General features: G+C 65.0%; 12 protein-coding genes and 2 pseudogenes. 8 read left to right on the top strand and 6 right to left on the bottom strand.

The window, feature by feature from the left end:
* Positions 1-126: pseudogene (locus G3N61_RS25410) on the top strand (OmpA family protein); the annotation flags it as partial.
* On the opposite strand, the pseudogene G3N61_RS25405 reads toward G3N61_RS25410, so the two are convergent.
* A pseudogene (locus tag G3N61_RS25405) lies at positions 116-415 on the bottom strand (DnaA N-terminal domain-containing protein); the annotation flags it as partial. The pseudogenes G3N61_RS25410 and G3N61_RS25405 sit on opposite strands and share 11 nt — an antisense overlap.
* 421 nt (positions 416-836) lie before the next feature.
* Here G3N61_RS25405 and rpmH point away from each other — a divergent pair.
* The 4 genes from rpmH to yidC all read left to right on the top strand — a co-directional run bounded on the left by rpmH (position 837) and on the right by yidC (position 3,466).
* On the top strand, positions 837-971 hold the full coding sequence (gene rpmH / locus G3N61_RS25400; RefSeq protein WP_004198824.1) for a 50S ribosomal protein L34: 135 nt from the start codon (positions 837-839) through the stop codon (positions 969-971).
* A 15-nt stretch (positions 972-986) separates the two neighbouring features.
* Complete coding sequence (gene rnpA, locus G3N61_RS25395) at positions 987-1,448, top strand: ribonuclease P protein component (RefSeq protein WP_174954755.1); 462 nt, start codon at positions 987-989, stop codon at positions 1,446-1,448.
* 75 nt (positions 1,449-1,523) lie between these two features.
* Entirely contained in the window at positions 1,524-1,790 is a 267-nt protein-coding gene (yidD, locus tag G3N61_RS25390; protein ID WP_006489939.1) for a membrane protein insertion efficiency factor YidD, read from the top strand.
* A gap of 8 nt (positions 1,791-1,798) precedes the next feature.
* Positions 1,799-3,466, top strand: coding sequence for a membrane protein insertase YidC (gene yidC / locus G3N61_RS25385; protein ID WP_043184778.1), 1,668 nt, complete (start codon positions 1,799-1,801; stop codon positions 3,464-3,466).
* A 102-nt stretch (positions 3,467-3,568) separates the two neighbouring features.
* Here the strand turns inward: yidC and G3N61_RS25380 are convergent, their stop codons facing one another.
* Complete coding sequence (locus tag G3N61_RS25380) at positions 3,569-4,000, bottom strand: transcriptional regulator (protein WP_047852380.1); 432 nt, start codon at positions 3,998-4,000, stop codon at positions 3,569-3,571.
* A 337-nt stretch (positions 4,001-4,337) separates the two neighbouring features.
* On the opposite strand from G3N61_RS25380, the gene mnmE reads away from it, so the two are divergent.
* The 3 genes from mnmE (at position 4,338) to G3N61_RS25365 (ending at position 7,566) form a co-directional block, all read left to right on the top strand.
* Positions 4,338-5,732 (top strand): tRNA uridine-5-carboxymethylaminomethyl(34) synthesis GTPase MnmE, encoded by a 1,395-nt coding sequence (gene mnmE / locus G3N61_RS25375; protein ID WP_205823874.1) that lies wholly within the window; start codon positions 4,338-4,340, stop codon positions 5,730-5,732.
* 169 nt (positions 5,733-5,901) lie between these two features.
* Positions 5,902-6,603: a hypothetical protein gene (locus G3N61_RS25370; RefSeq protein ID WP_205823873.1), complete on the top strand. Its 702-nt coding sequence runs from the start codon at positions 5,902-5,904 to the stop codon at positions 6,601-6,603.
* 186 nt (positions 6,604-6,789) lie between these two features.
* A complete protein-coding gene (locus tag G3N61_RS25365) occupies positions 6,790-7,566 on the top strand; it encodes a hypothetical protein (RefSeq protein ID WP_241017900.1) in 777 nt (258 codons plus the stop codon).
* A gap of 122 nt (positions 7,567-7,688) precedes the next feature.
* Here the strand turns inward: G3N61_RS25365 and G3N61_RS40130 are convergent, their stop codons facing one another.
* The 4 genes from G3N61_RS40130 to G3N61_RS25350 all read right to left on the bottom strand — a co-directional run bounded on the left by G3N61_RS40130 (position 7,689) and on the right by G3N61_RS25350 (position 9,990).
* Positions 7,689-7,817 (bottom strand): hypothetical protein, encoded by a 129-nt coding sequence (locus G3N61_RS40130; protein ID WP_256941070.1) that lies wholly within the window; start codon positions 7,815-7,817, stop codon positions 7,689-7,691.
* 150 nt (positions 7,818-7,967) lie between these two features.
* Positions 7,968-9,326: a sensor domain-containing diguanylate cyclase gene (locus G3N61_RS25360; protein WP_089451462.1), complete on the bottom strand. Its 1,359-nt coding sequence runs from the start codon at positions 9,324-9,326 to the stop codon at positions 7,968-7,970.
* 109 nt (positions 9,327-9,435) lie between these two features.
* Positions 9,436-9,684, bottom strand: a complete 249-nt coding sequence (locus G3N61_RS25355; RefSeq protein ID WP_043184773.1) for a DUF2795 domain-containing protein — start codon at positions 9,682-9,684, stop codon at positions 9,436-9,438.
* A gap of 135 nt (positions 9,685-9,819) precedes the next feature.
* Positions 9,820-9,990, bottom strand: coding sequence for a hypothetical protein (locus G3N61_RS25350; RefSeq protein ID WP_014895655.1), 171 nt, complete (start codon positions 9,988-9,990; stop codon positions 9,820-9,822).
* Positions 9,991-10,033: the final 43 nt, after the last annotated feature.

Here is a 10,033-nt window from a genome sequence, read left to right as displayed (position 1 = left end):
AAGCAGATCCTCGACCAGATGGCGGCCGCGCTCGCGAAGATGCAGAACCGCACGGTCGACATCATCGGCCACACCGACAACTCGGGGAACCGTACGTCGAACATCGCGCTGAGCCAGGCGCGCGCGGGGCGGCCGGTGCCGCACCGGCGGCGGCGCTGCGCATGCCTGCCTTCGGATCGAGGACGAACTGGACTTCGATCGGCGCGCTCCAGAATTCGCGGGCCAGATCGGAGATCCGTCCCGAAAACTGGCTCTTGACCCAGTCCAGCTTGAAACGGTTCGGCGCGGCGATGGACAGCGTGTTCGCCGACGCATCGAAGGCCACCGGGGCCAAGGGTTTGATCCACGTCACGTACTGCTGGGGCGTCAGCTCGCGCTCCAGCAGTGCGGAACAGTGTTGCCAGAAATCGTTCATCAAGTAACTGTCGTTTTTTGCGTGCACAGCGCGGCTCGCCGGCGCCCTTGTCGCGGTTGCGCAACAAGGCCCGAAGCGGTCGTGCGAGCGTGCCTCGGACGCCTGCGTCACAGTCGTGGAGGGGCAGGCGCGAGCCGAAGCGGCGTGCGGGATTCTTGGAGATAAGGCGAGATTCTACCGCCAAACGCGGCCACAGAGCGAGTTATCCACAGGCCGGTTGTGTGGGGCGCGGGGCCGGATCGCACAGGGCGGGCACAGGCGATCGACTCCTAAAGTATTGACCGTCAACAGAAAAACGGTTTAAATAGCGGGTTCCGCGAAAACCAATCCTGTATTCCCGGTGATTGCGTTCGCCCGAATGCCTCCGGTTAAGGGCACGCGGTCCCCTGAATGTCGACATTCTCGAACAAGTGAGAACATCATGAAACGTACTTACCAACCGTCCGTGACGCGCCGCAAGCGCACCCATGGCTTCCGTGTCCGTATGAAGACGGCAGGTGGCCGCAAGGTCATCAACGCCCGCCGCGCGAAGGGCCGCAAGCGCCTCGCCATCTAAGGCAGGTTGCGCGCTGTGTCCGCCGTCCGCAGTCCTGCGGAAGGTGCCGTCGAGCCGGGTGCGAATCCGTCGCAGACGAAAGCCGCCTTCCCGAAAGCTGCGCGACTTCTGAAAACGGATGAATTTTCATCCGTTTTTCGTTTGCGTCCCTGGCGGCGCTCCGCGCACTTCGTGATTTACGGCAAGCCGACGGGTGAGTCCGCACGTTTGGGGCTCGTCATCGGCAAGAAGTATGCGCCGCGTGCGGTTACTCGTAACCTCGTGAAGCGGCTGGCGCGCGATGCGTTTCGCCTGCGCCGGGCCGAGTTCGCCGGTTACGACCTGCTGCTGCGGCAGCACACGCGCTTCGACAAGAAAGCGCTGCCGAGCGCGGCTTCCGCCCCGCTCGCGGCGATGTGCGCGGCCGAGATTCGCGAACTGCTCGACAGGGCAGTCCGGGAGATCGCCCGTCGTGCGTCGAAGCCCGCGTCCGAGTGACGCATCCGTCCGCGGTGCGGCGTTCGCGCCTGCCCGGCCGGTTTTGACGCGGCGCCGAATGGTGCCGCCCAAGGTATGAAAACGGTATTGATCGCCTTGCTGCGCTTCTACAAGGTTGCCGTGAGCCCTATGCTCGGCAACCGTTGCCGTTTTTATCCTTCCTGTTCGGATTACGCGCGCGAGGCAATCCAGTATCATGGCGCCGCGCGCGGCACGTATCTCGCCGTCAGGCGCGTGTGCCGATGCCATCCGTTTTCCGCGGGCGGCATCGACCTCGTCCCGCCGCCCAACTCCGACACTCGCGCTCGCGGCGAAGCCGACGCGCGGTCCCATCGACTCTGAGACAACGCATGGATATCAAACGCACCGTCCTATGGGTGATCTTCTTCATGTCAGCTGTCATGCTGTACGACAACTGGCAGCGGTCCCATGGACGCCCGTCGATGTTCTTCCCGAGTGCCACGCAGACGGCCCCCGCGGCCGCTGCCGGCGGCGCATCGGGCACGGGCGCGACGACGACGACCGCAGGTGAAGTGCCTGCTGCCGCAGCCGGCGCCGCACCGTCGACGACGGCACCGGCCGCCCAGGCGCAGCTCGTGAAGTTCTCGACCGACGTGTATGACGGCGAAATCGACACGCGCGGCGGCACGCTCGCGAAGCTGACGCTGAAGAAGCAGGGCGACGGCAAGCAGCCCGACCTGTACATCACGCTGTTCGACCACACGGCCGGCCACACGTATCTCGCACGCTCGGGCCTGCTCGGCGGCGATTTCCCGAACCACAACGACGTCTACACGCAGCTGAACCCGGGCACGACGTCGCTGACGGGTGACCAGAACGCGCTGAAGCTGTCGTTCGAATCGCCGGTGAAGGGCGGCGTGAAGGTCGTGAAGACCTACACGTTCACGCGCGGCAGCTACGTGATCGGCGTCGACACCAAGATCGACAACGTCGGCACGGCACCGGTCACGCCGACGGTCTACATGGAACTCGTCCGCGACAACACGGCCGTCGAAACGCCGATGTTCTCGCACACGTTCCTCGGGCCGGCGGTCTACACGGACGCGAAGCACTTCCAGAAGATCAACTTCAGCGACCTCGACAAGAACAAGGCCGACTACGTGACCTCCGCCGACAACGGCTGGGTCGCGATGGTGCAGCACTACTTCGCGTCGGCCTGGATTCCGCAGCAGGGCGTGAAGCGCGACATCTACGCTGAGAAGATCGACCCGACGCTGTATCGCGTCGGCGTGAAGCAGCCGGTCGCCGCGATCGCGCCGGGCCAGTCGGCCGACGTGCAGGCACGCCTGTTCGCCGGTCCGGAAGAAGAGCGCATGCTCGAAGGCATCGCGCCGGGCCTGGAACTCGTGAAGGACTACGGCTGGGTGACGATCATCGCGAAGCCGCTGTTCTGGCTGCTCGAGAAGATCCACAGCTACATCGGCAACTGGGGCTGGTCGATCGTGCTGCTGACGATCCTGATCAAGGCCGTGTTCTTCCCGCTGTCGGCTGCGAGCTACAAGTCGATGGCGCGCATGAAGGAAATCACGCCGCGCATGCAGGCGCTGCGCGAACGCTTCAAGAGCGATCCGCAGAAGATGAACGCCGCGCTGATGGAGCTGTACAAGACCGAGAAGGTCAATCCGTTCGGCGGCTGCCTGCCGGTCGTGATCCAGATCCCGGTGTTCATCTCGCTGTACTGGGTGCTGCTCGCGTCGGTCGAAATGCGCGGTGCGCCGTGGGTTCTGTGGATTCACGACCTGTCGCAGCGCGATCCGTTCTTCATCCTGCCGGTGCTGATGGCCGTCTCGATGTACGTGCAGACGAGCCTGAACCCCACCCCGCCGGACCCGGTCCAGGCGAAGATGATGAAGTTCATGCCGATCGCGTTCTCGGTGATGTTCTTCTTCTTCCCGGCCGGCCTCGTGCTGTACTACGTCGTGAACAACGTGCTGTCGATCACGCAGCAGTACTACATCACGCGCAAGTTCGGCGGAGTCAAGAAGAAGCCGGCCTGACGCCCGTTGCACCCGTGGGCGGCGAGCCGCCCGCGATGCACGCAAAAAAAGCCGCATGGTTCGCCCATGCGGCTTTTTGCTTTTGGCGGGCCCGGTGCGGGCTCAGCCCTTCTTCGCTTCGCCCGAGTCGCCGTAGAACTGTTCGACCAGCTCCTGCACGAGATAGCGATGATGGGGCGACAACGCTTCGATCTTCGACGCGAGTTCGATGGTCTCGGGCGTCGGCGGATAGCGCTCGTCGCGCGGCAGCGGTTGCGGCGTCGGGTGTTCGATCACGCTCGGCGACGGGCCGTAATGCAGCCAGTGGACTTCGACGCGCAGCCATTCGGCGAGCGTGGCGAGTTTGTCCGACGTCGGGATCGTGCGGCCCGTCAGCCATTTGTGCGCGGTTTGCGGCGACACGGGTTGCGCTCCGCGGTGGCGCAGATTGAATCGGTTCGCCAGCTCAGTCGCACCGGTGACCTTCTCCGGGCTGCGCCGCAGGGCGAATTTCAGGCGTTCCGAGAACGCGGCTTTTTCTTCGGATGTCGGCATGGGGGAGATTGTGCAATTCCCCAACCACGTTTCAGACAACCATTCGGGATAAACGTATCTCATTCAGACGAATCCCGGTCTTGATCGGGGTGTGTGGCGAAATTGAGGGCCATAGTCTTGGGCCGCTCCAGCAGGCATACTCGTCCGAAGCAGTGGCTGTGACATTGCGCTGGGCTGATACTCGGCTTATCCCCAGCGGGATAAATTCGAGCGTGTCCGAATCCTGCGCGGCGGCCGGTGACGTGTGTGCCGGCACGCTACAATGCCGGCGTTCCGATGCCCGAACTGTTGCGCGGGCGCGCCATATTTCACCGATCACCCGATTCATCCGATTCCCATGCTCGCTACCGATTCCGATCCGATCGTCGCCATTGCCACTGCTGCCGGCCGGGGGGGCATCGGGGTCGTCCGCGTGTCGTTCGGGCGCGGTGGCGAGGCGGCCGCGTTGCCGTTGATCGACGCGTTGTGCGGGCAGAAGCTCGCCCCGCGCCATGCGAGCTACGTGCCGTTCCTCGATGAGCACGGCGCGCCGCTCGACCGCGGGATCGCGCTGTATTTCCCGGCGCCGCATTCGTACACCGGCGAGCACGTGCTCGAGCTGCAGGGGCACGGCGGGCCGATCGTGATGCAGCTGCTGCTGCAGCGCTGCCTCGATGCGGGACGTGGTTTCGGGCTGCGGCTCGCGGAGCCGGGCGAATTCACGCGGCGCGCGTTCCTGAACGACAAGCTCGATCTCGCGCAGGCCGAGGCCGTTGCCGATTTGATCGAAGCGAGCACCGAAGCCGCGGCGCGCTCGGCCGGGCGTTCGCTCGACGGCGCGTTCTCGCGGCAGATCCATGCGCTCGTCGAAGACGTGATCACGCTGCGCATGCTGGTCGAGGCAACGCTCGATTTTCCGGAAGAAGAGATCGATTTCCTGGAAGCCGCCGATGCGCGCGGCAAGCTCGCGAAGATCCGCGCGCAGCTCGCGCACGTGCTGGGTGATGCGCGGCAGGGGGCGTTGCTGCGCGAAGGCTTGTCGGTCGTGCTCGCGGGGCAGCCGAACGTCGGCAAGTCGTCGCTGCTGAATGCGCTGGCCGGCGCGGAGCTGGCGATTGTCACGCCGATTGCCGGCACGACGCGCGACAAGGTGGCGCAGACGATCCAGGTCGAAGGGATTCCGCTGCACATCATCGATACGGCCGGGTTGCGCGAGACCGAGGACGAGGTCGAGCGGATCGGCATTGCGCGCACGTGGAGCGAGATCGAGCGTGCGGATGTCGTGCTGCATCTGCTGGATTCGCGTATCGGGATGACGCCGGACGACGAGACGATCGCGGCGCGGTTTCCGGGCGGCGTGCCGGTGGTGCGCGTGCTGAACAAGACGGATCTGACCGGTGTGGCGGCGTGTGTCGAGCATCCGGCGGCGGAAGGCGATCTGACCGAGGTGCATCTGTCCGCGAAGCGCGGCGACGGGATCGACATGCTGCGTGCGGAGCTGCTGCGGATTGCCGGGTGGCAGGCCGGGGCGGAAGGCGTGTATCTCGCGCGCGAGCGGCATCTGATCGCGCTGCGGGCCGCGCAGGAGCATCTCGCGCAGGCGGCGGATCACGCGGAGCAACGGGCGCAGTCGCTCGATCTGTTTGCCGAGGAACTGCGGCTCGCGCAGGAACAGCTCAATGCGATTACCGGGGAGTTCACTTCGGATGATCTGCTGGGGGTGATTTTCAGCAGGTTCTGTATCGGGAAGTGATGCCTGCGCATTTGAAGTTCGACAGTCCGTCGTGGCTCGTCATTCGTTTTTAATCGAAATACCCGATACGATCGCTCTCCCGTTCGCCTCACCCGGCCTGTCGTAAAATCGTCCGGCCGGGCAATCTCGACATAACAAATCCCGGCGTAAAAACAAAGAGAGGGCACGCATGGGATTCGGATTTGGAAAGCGCAATCAGTCGGCGAGCAACTCGACCGTCGACCTGACGAAAAACCAGCATTCGAAAGCGAATGACCGCATCGCGTTGGATCTTGCGCTACGCCGGGCATTGGCGGTCCTCGAGTGTTGCGCATCGCACGGCGCTTATATCGAGCTCAACGATGCCAAAGTCGGGTGGGACTATCTGAAGGAAAAAGGCCTGATTTCGATCGATCTGGATGCCGACTGGAATGAATCGGAACGCATCCTGCTGGCCTATTACAACGCCGGCGTGCTCACTTCATCGGATAAGGAGCGCGCCCGGCACCTGGTGGCCGTCGTCGAGACCCGACTCCGGGCCGTACGTGGCGAGGTGGTGGGCGTCGTGGATGCCGTTTCCGCACTCAATCTCGCGCGGCTCAAATATCCGTCGAAGAGCTGGATCGGCAATGGCATATTCGGTGCCGCGTTCGGCGTGATGGGCGGCGCGATCATCGGCACCGTGGCCGGCAGGTTCGCAGACGATACGACGGCCGTGACCAATGTCGTCTTCGTTCTCGTGATACTCGGTTCGATTCTCTTCGCGCGCTACAGCCACCAGAAGAGCATCGTCGCGGCCGACGCGAAAATTGCGAAGGCACAAGCCGAGGTCGACCGCCTCGTCGTCCGGAATCTGTCTCCTTCGGCGGAAGTCTCGCCCGTCGCCGCCTGACAGTGTTGCCAGATGGTTCGTCGTCGCACCGGGTGCTACATTGCCTCGGGCCGAACGAGCCGCCACCCGACGAGGTCCGGCTTGCCTGACGAGCGCATCCGCGCCGCGTGATCGCCATCGGGCAACGTGCGGTGCCGAGCGTCGTGGCGAGCCGACCGATCCTGCTTTCTTGCACGACCGCCAACCATGCCTTTGTCCCGCCGCCACTTCCTTGCCACCCTTCCCGTGCTCCCGGCGTTGGCCGCCCATGCGGCATCGGGTGCGCCTGGCCCGTCGCGATCGATCGACCGCGACGCGATCATCCGCGCCGTCTTCGCCGACGGTGCTGCACGTCCCGACCTGACCGCGCGTCACGTCGCGCTGATAAACCGGCTTCGCGTGATGTGGGTGCCCGTCGAATCAGGTGCGCCCGGGATCGATCCGTCGCAGCCGCTGATTGGCGAAGGGCCGCCGATCGCGCTGGCGAAGGCGGCACTCAAAACCGACGACGATGCGCTCGCCATCCGCACGCTGGCCGAACTCGGTCGGCTCGTGCCGCAGTTCGTGGCGGGGGGCGGCACGCTTGCACCGGGGCAATACACGATCCCGCCGGCGCTGCGCAAACTGTTCGCGTTCAAGGAAAGCGGTGTCGATGCATCGGGCCGTTTCCAGTTTCGCGCCGCGCATCTCGCCGTGCTGAGGGGCGCGAACTGGAGGACGGTCGATTCGGACGCGATCGAGGACGTGCTGGGCGAAGGGGATTTCTGGCCGATGCCCTATATCGACGGCAAGCGGCCGTATGGCGACCGTACCTACTATCAGTTCGACATGGCCGAACTGCTGGGTGAGCCGTACAAGCGGGATGGGCGAGGCAATCTCGTCGCGGAAGCGAAAAAGGATGCGCGGCTCGAACGCCTTCACTACGAAACGCTCACTGCGCTGCAGGTATTTCTGATGCATGCCGAGCTGACCCGCCCGGCCTGATCGTGTTGCGGTTCGGTGCGTCGATCCTGCATCGTGCGGCACGGCCGTCGATGCAGGCGAATCGCACGCTCGCGACGACGCTTCAGCCATCCGTCGGCCGAAGCGTCCCGCGCGTCACGACATCAATCCCAGTCCCGATGATGATGGTGGTAATAGCCGCCGCCACCGTAGTAACCGCCGCCATCCGGCACGACGATACAGCCGCTCAGCAAGACAGCGACGCCTGCAATCAGCAAAAGGGTTTTCTTCATCGCGTTCACCTGCTCGGATTCGATATGAAACCCAGCATAGCGAGCGCCCGCAACACCGGCTGTAAGCGATCGTATCCCTGATCCGCAATCCGTAACGGCGGATTATTCCGGTCACAATGACCGTAACAAATTCCCAAACAGCAGACGTTTTCAGGCGGTGACGACCCTGTTTCGCCCCGTATCCTTCGCACGATAGAGCGCGGCATCGGCGGCTTCGATCAACGCATCGGGCGTCGAGAGATCGTCGGCCGACACGGTCGCGCAGCCGACGCTCACGCTCACGCGCCCGGCAGGTGACGCCGGCATCGCGAGATCGAGCCGCAGCACTGCTTCGCGCGCTTCCTCGGCGACCACCCGCGCACCGCGCGCGCCCGTGTTCGGCAGCACGATCGCGAACTCCTCGCCGCCGTAACGCGCGACGATGTCCGCGGGCCGCCGCACCGCGCCGGCGAGCGCATTCGCGACCGCGATCAGGCACGCGTCGCCCTTCACGTGACCGAACGCGTCGTTGTACGCCTTGAAGCGATCGACGTCGACCATCAGCAGCGACAGCGGTTCGCCTTGCCGTCGCGCCTGCAGGAACAGCGTGTGGAAATGATCGTTGAAGTGCATGCGGTTGAACGCGCCCGTCAGCCCGTCGCGCGCGGACGAACGGACCAGCGTCGCGTGCGCTTCGAACAGACGCTGGTACAGCATCGTCACTTCCCATGCGAGCACGCACACGAGCACGCCCGGCGTGAACATGCTGAACAAGCGCGCGAGATACCAGCCGACCGTGAAGCGATTGGTGCTCATCAGGTTCAGCGTCGTGTCGGTGAGGCACGCGAGCACCGCGATCGCGAGCCACAGGTCGAGCGTCGTGCGCAGTCGGCCAGTGGCCAGCACGGTAACGAGCGCCAGCGCATTGAGCAGCCACACGACCAGCGCGACACCGTTGACGGGCAGCACGGCCGCGTCGCCCGGCGGATGAAACGCAGGGGGCAGCGACACGTTCAGCGTGACGAGGCACAGCAGCCCGGCGACGACGGCCGGCCCGCCGACCAGCGCGAGCGTCCACCAGCGTGTCTGCTGTGCGCCGATCGGTGCGCGCGTCAGCCGCTCGCGGGCGAGCAGCGCGACCATCACGAAACCCGGGAAGCCGGCATGCCAGAAGATCCACATCCACGCGGCGCTTTGCGGTCGCGCGCCGAGCAGCCCGTGCGGCGCGAATATGCCGGGAAAGGTGAGCAGCTGAAGCGCGACGGCGAGTGCGGTGAACGCGTAGGCGCCGCCGAGCGCGCCGAGCACCGGCTGGCGCGTCACGGTGAACTGCGCGCCGAGAAAGAACGCCGCGATGCTCGCGGTAGTGAACACGGTGAGCGCACACATCGGCATGAACGGCTCGACGGCCGGCAGCACGACGTTCGCGTGCGGCGCGGCGATCCCGAGCGCGAGCACGATGACGAGTGCCGCCAGTGCGCCGAACCAGAGCTGACGGCGTGTCGTGTGCTGGATCAGGATGCCTTCCATGGAGTTCCCCGGGCACGTAGGCGGACACGCCCGGTCTTGCGCCGGGCGACAGGCAACCGGCCGCTACGCGACCGGTGCGGCCTGATCCTATCGCGTTATGGGTGCGCGCTCAAACCCCGAGGCCGGGGCCGAAGTTGCCGGCGACCCAGTGCGTGACGGCGTTGACGTCCGCGTAGTCCTGTTCGGGCAGGCCGTCGAGCATCGACAGCACTTCATTGCTGGCCCCGGCGTCGCGTGCGGCATCGACGATCGCATCCTTGTTGGCCGGGTAGCGGACGGCCGCCAGCACGTCGGCGATCTGCAGGTCGATCGTTTCGTTGGGAATGTCGTGCGGAGGCTGGGCGGGCTGGTCGTTCACGGCGGCGTCTCGCGGAGTGAGCGGGTTGAGTGGTAGTCGGATCGAGGTGGAATTCGGGTGCTTGACGGGGTACGTCACGCGTTCACATGCCAGGGCGGCCGGGCCGGCGCACCCCGCGGGTGGGCGGCGATCGATTCAATGCTCGCGTCGCACGCGGCGCCACGGATGCTTCCAGTCGATGTGCGGTGCGTTTTCGTCGCGCGGATGCTGGCGCCGATGTTCCTGCCACAGTTCGTCGGAGAACAGCGCCGCTACGATCACCAGCGGCAGCACGAGGAATATTCCGAGTATGACTTGCTCGATCACGATAGCCTCCTTGCGGTGGCAGGAACCCTTGCTCCCATTCTAG

The organism is Burkholderia sp. Ac-20349 (genome assembly GCF_017104865.1).
Taxonomy (GTDB): Bacteria; Pseudomonadota; Gammaproteobacteria; order Burkholderiales; family Burkholderiaceae; genus Burkholderia; species Burkholderia aenigmatica.
This window is presented reverse-complemented; position numbering and strand designations above follow the sequence as displayed.

Coding starts and splice junctions, on each gene's coding strand:
- rpmH (WP_004198824.1), top strand. CDS start 837: ATGAAACGTACTTACCAACCGTCCGTGACGCGCCGCAAGCGCACCCAT.
- yidD (WP_006489939.1), top strand. CDS start 1,524: ATGAAAACGGTATTGATCGCCTTGCTGCGCTTCTACAAGGTTGCCGTG.
- yidC (WP_043184778.1), top strand. CDS start 1,799: ATGGATATCAAACGCACCGTCCTATGGGTGATCTTCTTCATGTCAGCT.
- G3N61_RS25380 (WP_047852380.1), bottom strand. CDS start 4,000: ATGCCGACATCCGAAGAAAAAGCCGCGTTCTCGGAACGCCTGAAATTC.
- mnmE (WP_205823874.1), top strand. CDS start 4,338: ATGCTCGCTACCGATTCCGATCCGATCGTCGCCATTGCCACTGCTGCC.
- G3N61_RS25370 (WP_205823873.1), top strand. CDS start 5,902: ATGGGATTCGGATTTGGAAAGCGCAATCAGTCGGCGAGCAACTCGACC.
- G3N61_RS25365 (WP_241017900.1), top strand. CDS start 6,790: ATGCCTTTGTCCCGCCGCCACTTCCTTGCCACCCTTCCCGTGCTCCCG.
- G3N61_RS40130 (WP_256941070.1), bottom strand. CDS start 7,817: ATGAAGAAAACCCTTTTGCTGATTGCAGGCGTCGCTGTCTTGCTGAGC.
- G3N61_RS25360 (WP_089451462.1), bottom strand. CDS start 9,326: ATGGAAGGCATCCTGATCCAGCACACGACACGCCGTCAGCTCTGGTTC.